Raw genomic sequence first — 17,512 nt, 5'->3', positions numbered from 1 at the left:
CCCGAAACGCGGACCTCCCCAGATGGCTTGACTGGTTCAACCGGGCAAGACAACACTCCGCTCTCAACGGCCTGCCGCCCCTCCAAAGGGTGAATGACCTTCTGAGAAACCACAGCTAGTCTGCCTTGGGAAAAAGACAGCGGGCCGACCGGCACGTCCGGAGTCGCCCGAACCGGGGGAACGCGATATGGATCTTGGAGAAGGCCTCAAGGGACAGCGGTTGCTGATCACCGGCGCCTCGAGCGGACTGGGGGCGCATTTCGCCAAGCTGGCGGCACGCAATGGCGCGTCGGTGGCGATCGCGGCCCGGCGCAAGGACCGCCTCGAAGCGCTTGTCGAGGTGCTCAAGGAACTCGGCGCGCCACAGGCCGTCGCGATTGCACTCGACGTCAGCGACGGTGAATCCATCCACGCCTGTGTCGCGGACGCGGTGAACGCGCTCGGAGGTCTCGACGTCCTCATCAACAATGCCGGCACCGTGCGCCAGGGCCTCGCCATCGACCAGACCGCCGAGGACTTCGACGACGTGATGTCCGTCAACCTGCGCGGCGTCTGGCTGATGGCCATCGCCGTGGCTCGCCACTGGCGGGATACCAAAACGCCCGGCAACATCGTCAACATCGCCTCCATCCTCGGCGAGCGCGTGAGCGCCGGCACGGCATCCTATTGCGTCTCGAAGGCCGGCGTCGTTCAAATGACCAAGGCGCTGGCGCTCGAATTCGCCCGTTACAACATCCGGGTCAATGCGCTGGAGCCGGGCTATTTCGAGACGGAAATCAACTCGGGCTTCTTCGACACGGATGCCGGAAAGACGATGATCCGGTCGATCCCCATGCGCCGGATCGGGCGCCTGGAAGACCTCGACGGGCCGCTGCTGCTTTTGGCGAGCGACGCCTCGCGCTTCATGACCGGCGCGGCGATCCCCGTCGACGGTGGCCATCTTCTCGTGTGAGGTTCGACCCCATGGATTTTTCGATCGATCCGCGCCACGCCGAACTGCGCGACAAGGTTCGCGCCTTCGTGGCCGAACACATCCAGCCGCTGGAAAGCGATCCGGCGAGCTACAACGAATTTGAAAACATCCGCATGGAGTTGCGCGACCGGATCCGCGCGAAGGCCCGCGCCGCCGGCCTGTGGAACCCGCAGCTGCCGGAAACCCACGGCGGGCTTGGCCTGTCGATGGTCGGACAAAGCATCTTCTACACGGAAGCCAACCGCTCGATCTTCGGCCCGTCCTGCTTCAATTGCGCCGCCCCCGACGACGGCAACATTCGCGTGCTGGAAGCGGTCGGAACGAAGGCGCAAAAGGACTGGTGGCTGAAGCCCGTTGCCGCTGGCCAGGTGAATTCCTCCTTCGCGATGACGGAACCCCACCCCGGCGGCGGGTCGGATCCCGGCATGATCCAAACCCGGGCCGAGCGCCATGGCGACACTTGGCGGATAACGGGGCGCAAGTGGTACATCTCCGGCGCGGCGGTCGCCAAACACTTCATCCTGATGGCGCGCACGGACCCGAATCCTGAGGAAAAGCGACGCCACCTGACAGGCTTCCTGTTCCATGCCGACCAGCCCGGCTGGCGGATCGTGCGCCGCATCGGCAATATGGGCCCGGACGAACACGGCGGCGTCTGCGAGCTGGAATTCGACGGTCTGGAGATCAAGGACGAAAACCGGCTGATGGAGGTCGGCGACGGTCTGCGCCTCACCCAGATCCGGCTCGGCCCCGCCCGCCTCACCCACTGCATGCGCTGGCTGGGCCTCGCCCAGCGCTGCATGGAGATCGCCCAGGCCTATGTCAACGAGCGCGAAGGCTTCGGCACTAGGCTCGGCGACCGGGAATCGGTCCAGCTCGCGCTCGGCGATCTGGCGCACAACATCCAGATCGGCCGGTTGCTGGTGTTCCATGCCGCCTGGATGCTGGACAAGGGCGACAAGGCGCGCGCGGAGGTGTCTTCAGCCAAGATCCATGTCGCCGACACGCTGCATCAGGCAGCCGACACCGCGATCCAGCTCAACGGCGCGCGCGGCTATTCCACCGACACGATCCTGGAGTGGATCTACCGCTATGCGCGTGCAGCGCGCCTCGTCGACGGAGCCTCCGAAGTGCACAAGATGGTGCTGGCGCGGCTCTACAAGAAGGACGGCACCGACTACTGGCGCTGAGCCGCGGCCCATTCTGCAAGAACATCCGCATCCGGTTCCCCCGGTTCGTGGCGCGCGGCCAGACGGGCGAGCTCCGTCTTCTCCACCAGACGACGGAGCGCCCAGACGGCGGCCCCGCGAACCAGGGCGCTCTCATCGTCCAGCAGCGGTTCGACGCGGCTCGCGAGGCCCCGCTCGCCGGAATTCCCGGCCGCGATCAGCACGTTGCGCAAAAACCGGTCGCGCCCGATCCGCTTGATCGGGGAGCCGGAAAACAGCGCACGGAAGCGCGTATCATCGAGCTTGAGAAGTTCCGCCAGAGGCGGCGCCTCGAGGTCCGCGCGCGCCTGCAGCTTCGCCTCGCGTGCGGCTTGCGCGAACTTGTTCCAAGGGCAGGCGGCAAGACAATCATCGCAGCCATAGATTCGGTTTCCCATCGCCGCGCGAAACTCGTCCGGGATCGGGCCCTTGTGCTCGATGGTCAAATAGGAGATGCAGCGCCGCGCATCGAGGCGGTAGGCCGCCGGAAAGGCGTCGGTCGGACACACATCCAGACAGGCGCGGCATGAGCCGCAATGATCTGTCTCCGCCGCATCCACCGGCAGCGGCAGGTCGGTGAAGATCTCCGCCAGGAAAAACCAGGAGCCGAGATCGCGCGATACCAGATTGGTGTGTTTGCCCTGCCAGCCGAGGCCGGCCGCCTGCGCCAGCGGCTTCTCCATCACCGGAGCGGTATCGACGAAGACCTTGACCGCGCCCTCCACGCCCTGGCGCCGCGCCTGGGCGAGAAGATGCTGGGCCAGCTCCTTCAGCCGTCCCTTGATGATGTCGTGATAATCGCGGTTTCGGGCATAAACGGAGATCGCCGCTGCCCGGGAATCCTGTAGCGGGGCGAGCGGATCGCCCTCGCCGGCATAGGTCATGGCAAGCGTGACGATGCGGCGCGTGTCGGCCCACAGCTCGCGCGGAGCGCCCCTGCGCGTCTCCGTCTCCGCCATCCACTCCATCGTCGCATGATGGCCATCGGCGAGGAATTGCCGCAGACGCACGGGCGCCTGGGGAATGGCATCGGCATCGGCAATGGCGCAGGCGTCGAAGCCGAGCTCCTCTGCCTTTTTGCGTAGGCTGGCCTTCAGGCGTGCGGCCGCCTTTTGCGACAGCTCCGGCGCGTCTAGAAGTCGAGATCCGCGTAGGTCGGGGCCGGCGGCATGCCGAGCATCTTTTCCGCCAGCAGCGGACGGAAGCTTGGACGCGACTTGATTCGCGCGTACCAGGCCTTCACGTTTTCCTCCTCCGCCCATGGCACCTCACCCAGATAATCGGCACAGGACAATTCCGCGGCAACCGCGAAATCCGCGAAGCTCAGCCGCTCGCCGGAAAGCCAGTTTCGCGACGCCGCCAGGTAGCCGAAGTAGCGCAGATGATGCCCGATATTGGCACGTGCCGCCCTCAGGATCGCGGAATCGGGAGATCCGCCGCCCATGGAGGACGGCATTTCCTGCTTGTAGATGCGCTCGCGCACGAAGGGCCCGACCACATCCGCGTCGAGCTTGTTCACCGCCCAGTCGACCAGCCGGCGCGTTTCCGCGCGTGCGTCCGGGTGATCCGGCATCAGCCGGCGGTCGCCCACCGCATAGCCGCGCGTCTCGTCGAGATATTCCATGATGGCGAAGGCCCCGCACACCGGCGGCCCGTCGTTCTCGCGCAGGACCGGCACGGTGCCCGCGGGATTGAGCATCAGGAAATCGCGACGACGTTCCCACGGGCGCTCCGTCACGAGCTCCACCTTCGCGCCATATTCGCTCAGCACGAGCTGCACGAAACGCGATGCGGGAGAAAAGGGGTGGCGATACAGAACCAGCATAACAGGATTGTAACTGCTTAGGGTTAATCAAACGATGCAAGATCGCGTCGGGCGCCCCCCGGCGCGCCCCCGTATACGCCCGCAGCAAGCGCTATACAACGCAGCATTTTTCGTCCCTCGGGACATGATCGGAGACCCTTGTCCATGCAATCGGAAACCCTCATCGGCGCGCTGATCCTCGGCCTCGTCGAAGGACTGACGGAATTCATCCCCGTCTCCTCGACCGGACACATCCTGTTGCTTGGACATTTCATCGGATTCCAGAGCACCGGCAAGACCTTTGAGGTTCTGATCCAGCTCGGCGCCATCCTCGCGATCCTCACCGTCTACGCGCATCGGCTCATCGCCATCGCCTTGGCGCTGCCGCATCAGGCATCGGCACGGCGCTTCGTCTTCGGCGTGCTGCTCGCCTTTCTTCCCGCCGCCGTCATCGGGGTCATGCTGCACGGCTTCATCAAGACGGTGCTGTTCGAATCGCCCGCGCTGATCTGCTCCACGCTCGTGATCGGCGGCGTCATCCTGCTCGTCATCGACAAGATGCCGCTGACGCCGCGCTACCACGACGCGATGGACTATCCGCTGTGGCTGTGCCTTGCCATCGGCTTTTGCCAGACGCTGGCGATGGTGCCCGGCGTCTCGCGCTCCGGCGCGACCATCGCGGGCGCCCTTTTGATGGGAACGGACAAGCGCTCGGCGGCGGAGTTCTCGTTCTTTCTGGCCATGCCGACCATGGCCGGCGCCTTCGCCTACGACCTGTTCAAGAACCGCGACATCCTGTCGATGGACGATGCCGCCATCATTGGCGTGGGTTTCGTTGCCGCCTTCATCACCGCCGTCTTCGTCGTGCGCGGCCTGCTCGACTTTGTCGGCAAGCACGGCTTCGCCCCCTTCGCCTGGTGGCGCATTGCCGTCGGGCTCGCCGGTTTCGCCGGGCTATATGTCACCGGCTGATCCGGCATCGCGCGCCATTTGCGCCAGCTCTTGCGCCAGCCGGGCCCGCAGGTCCGGCGGCGAGACGAGATCGGCCCCGGGTCCAAGCCAGCGCACCAGCGGCAGGATCACCTCAGGGTCGGTGTTGGGAATGCGCAACCGCAAGCGGCCGTCCCCCTCCGGCTCGAACACGGCATGCCGGTAGTACCAGTCGCGGGAAAGCCTGTCGGCCTGTTCGCGGGACACGCTGATCTCGCTCGCCACACCCTCGCGTTCCCAGCGCCGCATCGCCCGCGACAGCCAGGCACGTCCGATCTGGCTCTGGACGCTGAGGTCGAGGCGCGGGCGGAATGCCATGCCGCTGACCTCGGCATGGCGGACCCGATCGGCGCGCAGGAACCGCTCCGCCTGCAGGTCGACCTCCCAGCCGTAGAGGTACCAGCGGTCCCGGTCGAACAGCAGGCCGCAGGGCTCCAGATCATAGTCGCTGACCCGGCCGCGATACGGGTTTTCATGCCGGATGCGCACGCGCCGGGATGCGAGCAGCCCCTGCATGAAGGCATCGACCGCCGCCTGCATGTCGGCGACCGCCACCGGTTCCGGCTCGGGGTGGAAAACGTCCACCGGCGGCCGTTCGATGGCAACGATCCGCTCGCCCTGCTCGATCACCTCGCGGGCGCTCCTGGGCAGCGAGGCGAGCAGCTTGGCCTGCGCCGTGCCCAGATCCTCCAGCAGGGGCGTCGCCCGCAGCCCGCGCACCAGCGCCAGCGCAACAAGCAGCGCCGCCGTCTCTCCCCGCGTCAGCGCGACCGGCGGCTGGAGATAGCCCCGCGCCAGACGGTAGCCGCCCTCCGCGCCGCGCTCGGCCTCCACCGGAATGCCGAGCGCGATCAGGCGGTCGACATCGCGGTAGATCGTGCGAACCGAGACGCCGAAACGCTCAGCCAGCTCGGTTGCCCGGCGCTGACCGCCGCTCAGCAGCAGAAGGATCCCCAGTGCCCGTTCTATCGTGTTCATCGCCCGCCCCGGCTCGACCCCACCCCGTCCGCGAAAGAGATCTCCCGCGGCGCGAAAAACCGATTATGGGCCGATCATACCTGACGCCCTGCTGTCAGGTATGATCCGCGACACTCCCTTATCGACAGATTTTCAAACGGTAGGGGACCAGTCATGACCGCTTCGAATCTCACCGCCGCTCTCACGATCAGGGTGGATGCCGGCCGCGCCCTGTGGCGCAGTCTCTCGGGCCGCTGGCAGGCGTGGCGGCGCATCCGCCACAGCCGGCGGGAGCTCGACCGGCTGAGCGAGGATCAACTGGCCGACATCGGGCTGAAACGCACGCCGAGCGGCTACGACGCGCAGACGGAGCTGCGCACGCGCGACATGCGGCTCTTGCGCGAAATGTCGAAGACCTGGGGGTACTGGTTGTGAAGCGGTCGGGTGGCGGCGCCGATGCATGCGCCGCCGCCCGAAACCGTCGCGTCAGGATGCGGCGCGATTGGCGTCGTACTGGCCGTGCTCGCGAAACCGCTCGAGATAGGTCGGCAGGATCGCCATCAGCGTGCGTGCCTCGATGCCGAGCCCGTCCAGAGTGCGCCCGTCCGCAATCGCCGCCTCGCTGACCACATTGTCGGACTTCAGCAGCTCGACCTGGTCGACGGTGAGCATCGGATTGGGCAGGAGCTGCAGCACGCTTGCCTGGACGCGGGCCACGGAAAACGGCAGCGTCACCAGCAGGCGCTTGCGGCGGATGACCTCAAGCATCAGTTCCAGGCATTCCCGGAAGGTCTTGATCTCCGGTCCGCCCAGTTCATAGATCGTGCCGCGCTCGGTCTGCCCGTCGACCGCCATGGCAACCGCCTCCGCCACATCGCCGACGAAGACCGGCTGGAAGCGTGTTGCGCCGCCACCGACCAGCGGCAGCACCGGCGACATCCGCGCCATGGAGGCGAAGCGGTTGAAGAAGCCGTCCTCCGGGCCGAAGACGATGGAGGGGCGGAAGACGACGGCCTCGGGCACGGTCTCGAAGACCCCGGCCTCGCCCATCGCCTTCGAGCGGCCATAGACCGACGGCGATTCGGGATCGGCGCCGATGGCGGAGACATGAACCACAGTGTCGATGCCGTCCGCGCGGGCGGCCTCGGCAACGGCGCGCGGCCCGAAAGTCTGCACCGCGTCGAAGGACTGGGCGCCGGCCTCATAGAGAATGCCGACAAGATTGACCACGGCATCCGCGCCCTGCACCGCGCGGTCGACCGACCAGCGGTGCCGCAGGTTGGCCTGGACCGGCATGATCTGGCCGACGGCGCCGAGCGGCTGCACGTGTTCGGCGAGATCCGGCCGGCGCACGGCAACGCGCACCCGGTAGCCGCGGCGCGCCAGCGCGCGCACAACATGGCGCCCGAGAAACCCCGAGCCGCCGAAAACGGTGACGAGTTTGCCATTCAGGGCCGATGAACCGGAGGCGGTCGTCATGCCAGTCGCTCCCTTGCCGGACGTAATGCTTTCCCGCGCGGCGCGCGGGCTTTCAGCAGGTCTCTTAGCCCTTGCGCCGGCGTCTGTGAAGGGCAGTTGTGCATGAACCACATATGAGCGCAAAAGGCCCGTTGACAAGCCCGTCCACGGCTCTTACAAGCGCTCCTCACGAGCCCAGGTGGCGGAATTGGTAGACGCGCTAGCTTCAGGTGCTAGTGCTCGAAAGGGCGTGGAGGTTCGAGTCCTCTCCTGGGCACCAAATTCCGGTTCCGGATCTTGCCAATTGATCCAGAACGTCGAAAAAGGTCCGGTTTTCCGGGCCTTTTTTCGTTTGGGACGTGGGGTTTACCCTGCAGCTCCCGCCCGGCATTGGCGCTGCTCCCCCTCCCCGGTTGATTTTGCACGAAAGACCAGCGCTAGATGGCGCATTGCGTGTCCTTTCGGAATCCCAAACCGTTCATGTCCAACGATTTCACCTCCATCGACGCCTTCATCGAGCGCTGGAAACCCTCCGGCGGCAGCGAGATGGCCAATTTCCAGAGCTTCGCCGCCGAACTCACGGATCTGCTTGGCGTCGAACGGCCCAAGCCAGCCGACAGCGACGGCACGGCCAACGACTATCGTTTCGAACGATCGGTGACCTTCACCCACACCGGGCGCGGCAACCGGGGGCGCATCGACCTCTACCGCAAGGGCTGTTTCGTGATGGAGGCGAAGCAGGGCGGCGACCGCCAGAAGCCGAAAGACGCGGACCAACTGGCGCTGATTGCCGAGGCAGACAGCCCCAAGCCGCGCATGGGCCACGGCGCGCGCGGCAGCGCGAAATGGGACGACACGATGCTCAGGGCGCGCGGTCAGGCGGACAATTACGCCCGCGCCGTTTCCCGCGAGGACGGCTGGCCGCCGTTCCTGCTGATCGTCGATGTCGGCCACGTCATCGAGGTCTATGCGGATTTCTCCCGTCAGGGCCAGGGCTACAGCCAGTTTCCCGACGGCAATCGCTATCGCATCCGGCTTGAGGACCTGCGCGACGGCGAGATCCGCGAGTTCCTCAAGACGGTCTGGGAAGATCCCTTCTCGCTCGACCCGTCGCTGACGGCGGCGCGCGTCACCCGCGAGATCGCCGAACATCTGGCAGCTCTTGGGCGCAGCTTCGAAAAACAGGGGCACGACGGCCGGAGCGTCGCGGACTTCCTGATGCGCTGCCTGTTTTCCATGTTCGCGGAGGACGTGGAACTGATCCCGAAAAACAGCTTCACAGAGCTTTTGACCAAGCTGCGCGGACACCCGGAACATGCCGCTCCCGCCCTCAAGGGCCTGTGGGAAACGATGAACACCGGCGGCTTCTCGCAGTCGCTGATGACCGACCTGAAGAGGTTCAACGGCGGTCTGTTCAAGGATGCCGAGGCGTTGCCGCTCGACAACCTGCAACTCGGCCTGTTGATCGAGGCGGCGGAAGCCGACTGGAAACAGGTGGAGCCGGCAATTTTCGGCACGCTTCTGGAACGCGCGCTCGACAAGCGCCAGCGCCACAAGCTCGGTGCGCATTACACGCCGCGCGCCTATGTCGAGCGGCTGGTGACGCCGACGATCATGGAACCCTTGCGCGCCGACTGGCGACTGGTGCAGGCCGCCGTCCAGCGCCTGACGAGCGACGGCAAGGAGGACGAGGCGCGCGCCGAGGTGCACGCCTTCCACAGAAAGCTTTGCGAAATCCGGGTGCTCGATCCCGCCTGCGGCTCGGGAAACTTCCTCTATGTGGCGCTGGAGATGATGAAGCGGCTGGAGGGCGAGGTCACGGCCCTGCTGCAGGAGCTTGGCGAGGATCAGGCAAGCCTCGGCCTGTCCGGCCACACCGTCGACCCGCATCAGTTTCTCGGCATCGAGCTGAACCCCTGGGCGGCCGCCGTCGCCGAACTGGTGCTGTGGATCGGCTACCTGCAATGGCACTTCCGCACCCACGGCACGGCGGCCCCTTCCGAACCCGTGCTGAGGGACTTCAAGAACATCGAGAACCGCGACGCGGTGCTGGAATGGGACGACCGCGCGCCGAGGCTGGACGAGGCGGGCAAGCCCGTCACCCGCTGGGACGGGATCACCACCATGCGCCACCCGGTGACGGGGGAGGAAGTGCCGGACCCGGACGCCCGGCGACAGGTCTATGATTACGCCAAACCGAAGCCGGCAAGCTGGCCGCAGGCCGATTTCATCGTCGGCAACCCGCCGTTTATTGGCGCAAGCCGGCTGCGCGACAATCTGGGCGACGGCTATGTCGAGGCGCTGTGGGCCGCCTATCCGAAGCTGCCACAAAGTGCCGATCTCGTCATGTTCTGGTGGGACAAGGCAGCGCTTGCCGCCCGCGCCCATGATCCGAAAAAGCGCAAGGGCACCCGCCGCTTCGGCCTGATCACCACCAATTCCCTGCGCCAGACCTTCAACCGCCGGGTGCTGGAACCGCATCTCAACGACCCGAAGAAGCCGCTCTCGCTGCTCTTCGCCATCCCCGACCACCCCTGGGTGGACACGCAGTTCGGCGCGGCGGTGCGCATCGCCATGACTGTGGGCGCAGCCGGCAACCGCACGGGCCGGCTCCTGACGGTCGCCAGCGAACACAAGGAAAGAAGCGAGGCGGACGGGCGCATCGTGATCTTCGACCACCGGATCGGGAAGATTTTTCCGAATCTGAGGATTGGGGCGGATGTGGCGGGCGCCAAACCGCTTATGGCCAATGAAGGACTGTCATCTCCTGGCGTCAAATTGCATGGCTCGGGCTTTATCGTTTCTCCCGAGACAGCAAAGACGCTCGGTTTAGGACGAGTTCATGGAGCGGAACATCACATTCGTGATTACCGGAACGGGCGCGATCTAACCACGACACCACGCGGTGCAATGGTGATCGACCTTTTCGGGCTTTCGGAAGCGGATGTGCGTGAGCGCTTCCCGAGCATTTACCAACATGTACTTGACAATGTAAAACCTGAGCGGGACGCCAGAGCATCACAATCAAAAGACAGCGAAGGGTATGCGAAATATTGGTGGCTTCATGGCAAGCCACGACAGAAATTACGCCCGGCTCTCATCAATTTACGTCGATATATAGTCACAATAGAAACCATGAAGCATCGAATATTTACGATGCTGGATTCGGCTATATTACCGGACAACATGTTGATCGCAATCAGCCTCAGTGACGCTTACGCGCTTTCAGTGCTGTCATCCCGCTTCCATGTCACCTGGGCTCTAGCAGTGGGCGGCAGGCTCGGTGTTGGCAATGACCCTCGCTACAACAAGTCCCGTTGCTTCGACCCCTTCCCCTTCCCCGATCCCACCGAGGCGCAGAAGGAAACCTTGCGCGCGCTCGGCGAGGAACTCGACGCCCATCGCAAGCGCCGGCAGGCCGAACACCCCAAGCTGACGCTGACGCAGATGTACAACGTGCTGGAAAAGCTGCGCGCCGGCGAGATCATCGAGGGCAAGGACCGGGAGATCTACGAGCAGGGTCTTGTCGGCATCCTGAAGGACATCCACGACCGCATCGACGCAGCGGTCGCCGAGGCCTATGGCTGGCCGGTCGATCTCGACGAAGAGGAAATCCTGTTCCGCCTCGTCGATCTCAACAAGGAGCGCGCGGCGGAGGAAGCGGCCGGACACATCCGCTGGCTGCGGCCCGACTATCAGAATCCGCAAGGCCGCAAGAGCGAAGCAAAGGGCAAGCAGGTCGAACTGGAAGTCGGCACCGCCGAGACGGTCACGAAAGCCCCCTGGCCGAAAACCCTGCCCGAGCAGATCGCCGCCGTGCATGAAGCGCTTGCCGAGCTTGGCGAGGCGAGCCCGGAGCAGATCGCCCGCCGCTTCCAGCGCGCGCGCACCGCAAGCGTCGCGCCGCTGCTCGACAGCCTTGCCGCCATCGGTCAGGCCCAGCGCCTCGACGGCGACCGCTTCGCGGCCTGAGGAGACATCGCCATGACCCGACGTTTCGTCATCGAGCGCGAAGGCCTGCCTGATCTGCCGGGCATGATGCTCGCCACGCTGGACGCCTTGCGCGAGATCGGCGGTTCCGCCTCCATCCATGAACTCGACGAGAAGGTCATCGAGATGGAGGGGGTCACCGAAGAAGAACAGGCCCATGAGATCCCCGGCAGCGCCGGGCGCATCAAGGTCGCCTATTACCTCTCCTGGGCACGCACCTATCTGAAGCGTGGCGGCGCGCTGGAAAACTCCGCGCGCGGCATCTGGGCGCTGACCGACGCGGGCGAGAAGATCACGACGCTTCAAGAGACGCGCGCGATCCAGATGAAGGTCAACGCGGAAGAGCGCGAGCGCGCGCGGGCCAAGCGCGAAGCGGCGCGGCTGGGCGAGGCGCAGGCGGCTCCGGCAGGCGAGCTTGCCGTCGCGCATGACGACGCCACGGCGCATACCGACGACGACTGGAAGGCCACGCTTCTCGACACGCTGCGCGTCATGGACCCGTCAGCCTTCGAGCGACTGTCGCAGCGCCTGTTGCGCGAGGCCGGTTTCATCAAGGTGGAGGTGCGCGGCAAGACCGGCGACGGCGGCATCGACGGGGTCGGCGTTTTGCGCGTCAACCTCGTCTCCTTCCAGGTCTATTTCCAGTGCAAGCGCTGGAAGGGCAGCGTCGGCTCCAAGGAGATCCGCGACTTTCGCGGCGCGCTTCAGGGCCGCGCCGACAAGGGCCTCTTCATCACCACCGGCGCCTTCACCAGCCAGGCCTCGGAAGAAGCCACCCGCGACGGCGCCATCGCCATCGACCTCATCGACGGCGAACGGCTGTGCGACCTGCTCAAACAGTACGAATTGGGCGTTGCGACGCGAATGATCGAGGAGGTGACGATCAACGGTGCCTGGTTCGACAGCCTGTAGAGACGACGACCTGCGGTGCGGCAGGGGCGATGCGCGACATGTCCGGCGCGCTCCGTATCGAGGCGGACTTGCAGCGGTTTCTCAAGTTGGATGACGTTCGTCCGGCCCGGCACTCTTGAGCCGGACCCTAATCGTCCGGTCAGCTGCGCGGCGGGAGGGGAAGACTGGTGGAGCCAGGCGGAATCGAACCGCCGACCTCTTGAATGCCATTCAAGCGCTCTCCCAACTGAGCTATGGCCCCGTCTTCCAGGTCTTGAGCTTCTGCCCGGGCGCCGATGGTCTCGGCTGGGCCTGAAGTCTCCCGGCGTGTCGGCGATTGGGGTCGCCTTGGCCGGTGCGGGCGGAAAATACGTCTTCCGCCCTTCAAGTCAAGCGGAATAATCGGCGCTTCAAACAATCGCCGATTTCCGCGCCCCCGTGCCTGTGGACAACCGCGACACGCGTTTGCCCGCACGCGCGGTGGCTAGCGGTCGGTGTCCTCGTCGTCGCGTTCGACAACGATGCCCGGCACATCCGCGTCTTCCTCGTCCTCATCGTCGATGAAGACGTCGTCGGCGGCCGTGTCGTCGACATCCTCGTCGTCATCGTCAAGCGAGACGCTGGCATCGCCTTCGGTCTCGGCGTCCGCCTCTTCCAGGCTGACGATCTCGGCGCCCTCGTCTTCCGTTTCGTCCTCGTCGTCATCCACGACGGCTGCCTTTGCGGCCTTTTTCACACGCATGGACTGGGCCGGAATGTAGACCGTGCCGCATTTCGGGCAGGTAATCGGATCGCGGTTCAGGTCGTAGAATTTCGACCCGCAGCCGCTGCACAGCCGTTTTATGCCAAGTTCGGGTTTTGCCACGGTTTCAACCCTTGTTCTTTGATAATCGGGCGTTCGCTTAAAGACTGCCCGTCGATCTGTCAAAGCCTAATCCGGCCTGCTTCGTCAAACGGTTTGTGACGGCCGGCAAAGGGGCCGTAAAGAGCCGGACTTCACGCACAAGCGCCACGGTGACGGATCGCATCCGGCATGCTAGGACGTGCCGTGCAACACTCGGCCTGAAGACGCGGAATTCCAACATGTCCCAACTGCTCCCCGCAACCCCCTATACGGCCCGCGCCGGATCCCGTCTCTCCGGCCGCGTGACCGTGCCGGGCGACAAGTCGATCTCGCATCGCGCCCTGATGCTCGGGGCGCTTGCCGTCGGCCGGACCACGGTGCGGGGTCTGCTCGAATCGGAGGACGTGCTGAACACGGCAGCCGCGATGCGCGCCTTCGGCGCGCGGATCGAGCGCGACGCGGACGGCACCTGGCAGGTCGACGGCGTCGGCGTCGGCAGCCTGATGGAACCCGACGGCGTCATCGACTACGGCAATGCGGGAACGGGCGTGCGCCTGGCGCTCGGCCTGGCCGGAACCCATCCGATCGCCACCACCTTTGCCGGCGACGCCTCGCTGTCGCGCCGGCCGATGGGCCGGGTGCTCGATCCGCTGCGCCAGATGGGCGCCCTTGTGGTCGCGCGCCAGGGCGACCGGCTGCCGCTCTCCATCCGTGGCGCCTCGACGGCAGCCCCGATCACCTACCGGGTCCCGGTGCCTTCCGCGCAGGTGAAATCGGCGGTGCTGCTCGCCGGCCTCAACACGCCGGGCAGGACGACGGTGATCGAGCCGGTCGCCACCCGCGACCACACCGAGCGCATGCTCGCCGGCTTCGGCGCGGACATCTCGGTGGAGATCGACGCCGACGGCGCACGCGTTATCTCGATCAACGGCCCGGCGGAGCTGACGCCGCAGCAGATCGTGGTGCCTTGCGATCCCTCTTCCGCCGCCTTCCCGATCGTCGCCGCGCTGATCACGCCGGGGTCGGACATCACCGTGGCGGATGTCCTGCTCAACGAGCATCGCACCGGCCTGTTCAAGACGCTGCAGGAGATGGGTGCCGACCTCGCCATCGAGAACATCCGCGAGACCGGCGGCGAGCAGCTCGGCGACATTCGTGTAAAACATTCCCGGCTGACCGGCATCGAGGTGCCGGCCGAACGCGCGCCCTCGATGATCGACGAATATCCGGTGCTCGCCGTCGCCGCCGCCTTCGCGCAAGGCACCACCGTGATGCACGGGCTGGAGGAGCTTCGGGTCAAGGAGAGCGACCGCCTTTCCGCCGTCGCCGCCGGTCTGGCCGCCAATCGCATCGTCTGCGAGGAGGGCGAGGCGACGCTTACGGTGCACGGACGGCAGGGGCCGATCGGGGGCGGAACGGTCGTCACCCATCTCGACCACCGCATCGCAATGACCTTCCTGGTGCTCGGCATGGCCGCCGACGATCCCGTCACCATCGACGATGCCAATGTGATTGCCACCAGCTTTCCCACGTTCCTCGACCTGTTCGCGGAGCTTGGCGCATCGCTGGCACCGCGCGGGGAGACTGCGGCATGATCATCGCAATCGACGGACCGGCCGCATCGGGCAAGGGCACGCTGGCGCGGCGCATCGCGGCGCACTTCGGCCTGCGCCACCTCGACACCGGCCTGACCTACCGGGCGGTGGCGGCCGCCCTGCTCGCACGCGGCCTGCCGCTCGGCGACGAGGCGGTGGCGGTGGCGACCGCGCGCAATCTCGACCTGGCGCATCTCGACCGCGACGTGCTGTCGGCGCATGAAATCGGCGAGGCCGCCTCGCGGATCGCGGTTTTGCCCGGACTGCGCCAGGAGCTCGTGCGCCTGCAGCGAGCCTTTGCGATGGAACCGCCGGGCGCCGTGCTCGACGGGCGCGATATCGGCACGGTCGTCTGCCCGGATGCCACTGTGAAACTCTATTGCACGGCCTCGGCGCAGGAGCGCGCAAGGCGGCGCACGGCGGAGCTTCAGTCGAAGGGGGTGGAGGCCACGCTGGAGACCGTCCAGGCCGATCTGGAACGTCGCGACGCCCGCGACGCGGCCCGCACGGTCGGACCGCTGAAACTTGCAGACGATGCGCACTTGCTCGACACCTCGGAAATGGATATAGAAACGGCGTTCAAGGCGGCTGTGGATATCGTCGACAACGTGTACGCTCGATAAGCGGACACGCCGTTGGCGTTTTCCGCGTCGGCAGCATCGCTTCGGACCGCGCGCCGCGCGGTCCTTTGAGGCGGTCGCGACCGCAACACCCGTCTTGTACATTTGCAGACAGAAGCCCAGGTCCTGAGGCCCCCGCTTCGCCGGCTCGCATTCGCCACCCGAGACAAAGGGGAGGGCGCTGCGATTGCACCACTGCCGAAACGGCACGGTGCCGGGTGGCAGACAGGACCGACCGACACCACAAACCCGCCGGCGACGAGCCAGATTTGGCTGCCAGGAGTTTCGATGAACAGTTTGAACCCCACTCGCGATGAATTTGCCGCTCTTCTGGAGCAGAGCTTCGAAGAGACGGAGCTGCAGGAAGGCTCCGTCGTCACCGGCAAGGTTGTCGCGATCGAGAAAGACCTTGCGGTCATCGACGTCGGCCTCAAGGTCGAGGGTCGTATCCAGCTGAAGGAATTCGGCATCAAGGGTCGCGATGGCGACGATGCCGGTGTGTCCGTCGGCGACACCGTTGAAGTTTACCTTGAGCGCGTCGAAAACGCGCTCGGCGAAGCCGTGCTGTCGCGCGACAAGGCCCGCCGCGAGGAGAGCTGGATCCGTCTCGAAGCCGCCTTCGAGGCGAACGAGAAGGTCAGCGGCCACATCTTCAATCAGGTCAAGGGCGGCTTCACCGTCGACCTCGACGGCGCCGTGGCCTTCCTGCCGCGCAGCCAGGTCGACATCCGCCCCGTGCGCGATGTCCAGCCGCTGATGCACACCCCGCAGCCGTTCCAGATCCTCAAGATGGACAAGCGCCGCGGCAACATCGTCGTGTCGCGCCGCGTCGTTCTGGAAGAAACCCGCGCCGAACAGCGTTCGGAGCTGGTCCAGAGTCTCGAAGAGGGCCAGGTCATGGAAGGCGTGGTCAAGAACATCACCGACTACGGTGCGTTCGTCGACCTCGGCGGCATCGACGGCCTGCTGCATGTCACCGACATCGCATGGCGCCGCATCAACCATCCGAGCGAGGTTCTCGCGATCGGTCAGACCGTCAAGGTCCAGATCATCCGCGTGAATCAGGAAACGCACCGGATCTCGCTGGGCATGAAGCAGCTTGAAGCCGATCCGTGGGACGGCATCGAGGCCAAGTACCCGGTCGACGCCAAGTTCACCGGCCGCGTGACCAACATCACCGACTACGGCGCATTCGTGGAACTGGAGCCGGGCATCGAAGGCCTGATCCACGTTTCCGAGATGTCCTGGACCAAGAAGAACGTCCATCCGGGCAAGATCGTTTCCACCTCGCAGGAAGTGGAAGTGATGATCCTCGAGGTCGATCCGGTGAAGCGCCGTATCTCGCTCGGCCTGAAGCAGACGCTCCAGAACCCGTGGGAGGCCTTCGCCGAGAAGTTCCCGTCGGGCACCGAGGTCGAGGGCGAGGTCAAGAACAAGACCGAATTCGGTCTGTTCATCGGTCTCGACGGCGACGTCGACGGCATGGTCCACCTGTCGGATCTGGACTGGAACCGTCCGGGCGAGCAGGTCATCGAAGAGTACAAGAAGGGCGACATGGTTCGCGCCGTCGTGCTCGACGTCGACATGGACAAGGAGCGGATTTCGCTCGGCATCAAGCAGCTGGGCGGCGATCCGTTCGACACGGCTGCTGCCGGTGAGCTGCGCAAGGGCGCCATCGTGACCTGTGAGGTTCTCGAGGTGAAGGACGGCGGTCTGGAAGCCAAGATCACGGATTCCGACATCACCACCTTCATCCGTCGTGCGGATCTCGCCCGCGATCGCTCCGAGCAGCGCCCCGAGCGTTTCTCGGTCGGCGAGAAGTTCGACGCGCGCATCACGCAGTTCGACAAGAAGACCCGTCGCGTTACCGCTTCCATCAAGGCGCTGGAAATCGCCGAAGAGAAGGAAGCCGTCGCGCAGTACGGTTCGTCGGACTCCGGCGCATCGCTCGGCGACATTCTCGGTGCGGCCCTCAACAAGGCCCGCGACACCGACGATTGATCGGCCTGACGTGCCCTGACAGGCACGCACCCGCAAAAACCGAAAGCCCGGCCATCTGGCCGGGCTCAGACTGCTGACAAACCCCTGGCTTTGGCCGGGGGTTTTTGATTCATTGTTTTTATGTTGAAGAAGCCCGGCCCGGATCAGACAGCGCTCGAGATGGTGACGCTTGAGCAGCTTG

At 65.4% G+C, this 17,512-nt stretch carries 14 protein-coding genes and 2 tRNA genes; 10 read left to right on the top strand and 6 right to left on the bottom strand.

What is annotated here, in order from left to right; all coding sequences use genetic code 11:
• Positions 1-187 precede the first annotated feature (187 nt).
• Entirely contained in the window at positions 188-952 is a 765-nt protein-coding gene (locus LC092_RS20435; RefSeq protein WP_224809520.1) for an SDR family NAD(P)-dependent oxidoreductase, read from the top strand.
• An 11-nt stretch (positions 953-963) separates the two neighbouring features.
• Positions 964-2,163 (top strand): acyl-CoA dehydrogenase family protein, encoded by a 1,200-nt coding sequence (locus tag LC092_RS20430; protein ID WP_224809519.1) that lies wholly within the window; start codon positions 964-966, stop codon positions 2,161-2,163.
• On the opposite strand, the gene queG is transcribed toward LC092_RS20430, so the two are convergent.
• Together queG and LC092_RS20420 are read right to left on the bottom strand one after the other, a co-directional pair.
• Positions 2,151-3,302 carry a tRNA epoxyqueuosine(34) reductase QueG gene (gene queG / locus LC092_RS20425; protein WP_224809521.1) on the bottom strand — a complete coding sequence of 384 codons (1,152 nt, stop codon included), beginning with the start codon at positions 3,300-3,302 and terminating at the stop codon, positions 2,151-2,153. The genes LC092_RS20430 and queG overlap by 13 nt on opposite strands.
• An 11-nt stretch (positions 3,303-3,313) precedes the next feature.
• A complete protein-coding gene (locus LC092_RS20420; RefSeq protein WP_224809518.1) occupies positions 3,314-4,006 on the bottom strand; it encodes a glutathione S-transferase family protein in 693 nt (230 codons plus the stop codon).
• Between the two features lie 144 nt (positions 4,007-4,150).
• Between LC092_RS20420 and LC092_RS20415 the strand changes: the two genes are divergently transcribed.
• Positions 4,151-4,957, top strand: coding sequence for an undecaprenyl-diphosphate phosphatase (locus LC092_RS20415; protein ID WP_224809517.1), 807 nt, complete (start codon positions 4,151-4,153; stop codon positions 4,955-4,957).
• On the opposite strand, the gene LC092_RS20410 is transcribed toward LC092_RS20415, so the two are convergent.
• Entirely contained in the window at positions 4,940-5,953 is a 1,014-nt protein-coding gene (locus LC092_RS20410) for a helix-turn-helix transcriptional regulator (protein ID WP_224809515.1), read from the bottom strand. The genes LC092_RS20415 and LC092_RS20410 overlap by 18 nt on opposite strands.
• Positions 5,954-6,106: 153 nt before the next feature.
• On the opposite strand from LC092_RS20410, the gene LC092_RS20405 reads away from it, so the two are divergent.
• The gene (locus LC092_RS20405) at positions 6,107-6,367 is read left to right on the top strand and encodes a DUF1127 domain-containing protein (protein WP_224809513.1); all 261 of its coding nucleotides are present in this window, start codon (positions 6,107-6,109) and stop codon (positions 6,365-6,367) included.
• Between the two features lie 51 nt (positions 6,368-6,418).
• On the opposite strand, the gene LC092_RS20400 is transcribed toward LC092_RS20405, so the two are convergent.
• A complete protein-coding gene (locus LC092_RS20400) occupies positions 6,419-7,411 on the bottom strand; it encodes a complex I NDUFA9 subunit family protein (RefSeq protein ID WP_224809511.1) in 993 nt (330 codons plus the stop codon).
• A 172-nt stretch (positions 7,412-7,583) separates the two neighbouring features.
• On the opposite strand from LC092_RS20400, the gene LC092_RS20395 reads away from it, so the two are divergent.
• The 3 genes from LC092_RS20395 (at position 7,584) to LC092_RS20385 (ending at position 12,292) form a co-directional block, all read left to right on the top strand.
• A tRNA-Leu gene (locus LC092_RS20395) sits at positions 7,584-7,670 on the top strand.
• Positions 7,671-7,870: 200 nt separating this feature from the next.
• The gene (locus tag LC092_RS20390; RefSeq protein ID WP_224809509.1) at positions 7,871-11,362 is read left to right on the top strand and encodes a class I SAM-dependent DNA methyltransferase; all 3,492 of its coding nucleotides are present in this window, start codon (positions 7,871-7,873) and stop codon (positions 11,360-11,362) included.
• Between the two features lie 12 nt (positions 11,363-11,374).
• Positions 11,375-12,292: a restriction endonuclease gene (locus LC092_RS20385; RefSeq protein ID WP_224809507.1), complete on the top strand. Its 918-nt coding sequence runs from the start codon at positions 11,375-11,377 to the stop codon at positions 12,290-12,292.
• A gap of 165 nt (positions 12,293-12,457) precedes the next feature.
• Here the strand turns inward: LC092_RS20385 and LC092_RS20380 are convergent.
• Positions 12,458-12,533, bottom strand: a tRNA-Ala gene (locus tag LC092_RS20380).
• Positions 12,534-12,755: 222 nt separating this feature from the next.
• Positions 12,756-13,136, bottom strand: a complete 381-nt coding sequence (locus LC092_RS20375) for a TIGR02300 family protein (RefSeq protein ID WP_224809506.1) — start codon at positions 13,134-13,136, stop codon at positions 12,756-12,758.
• A 218-nt stretch (positions 13,137-13,354) separates the two neighbouring features.
• Between LC092_RS20375 and aroA the strand changes: the two genes are divergently transcribed.
• From aroA to rpsA, 3 genes are all read left to right on the top strand, one after another.
• Positions 13,355-14,710, top strand: a complete 1,356-nt coding sequence (gene aroA / locus LC092_RS20370; RefSeq protein WP_224809505.1) for a 3-phosphoshikimate 1-carboxyvinyltransferase — start codon at positions 13,355-13,357, stop codon at positions 14,708-14,710.
• On the top strand, positions 14,707-15,333 hold the full coding sequence (cmk, locus tag LC092_RS20365) for a (d)CMP kinase (RefSeq protein ID WP_224809504.1): 627 nt from the start codon (positions 14,707-14,709) through the stop codon (positions 15,331-15,333). Before aroA ends, cmk begins: the two co-directional genes overlap by 4 nt.
• 285 nt (positions 15,334-15,618) lie before the next feature.
• Entirely contained in the window at positions 15,619-17,331 is a 1,713-nt protein-coding gene (rpsA, locus tag LC092_RS20360; RefSeq protein ID WP_224809503.1) for a 30S ribosomal protein S1, read from the top strand.
• Positions 17,332-17,512 lie beyond the last annotated feature (181 nt).

The sequence above is a fragment of the Stappia stellulata genome (assembly GCF_020176715.1).
Taxonomy (GTDB): domain Bacteria; phylum Pseudomonadota; class Alphaproteobacteria; order Rhizobiales; family Stappiaceae; genus Stappia.
This window is presented reverse-complemented; position numbering and strand designations above follow the sequence as displayed.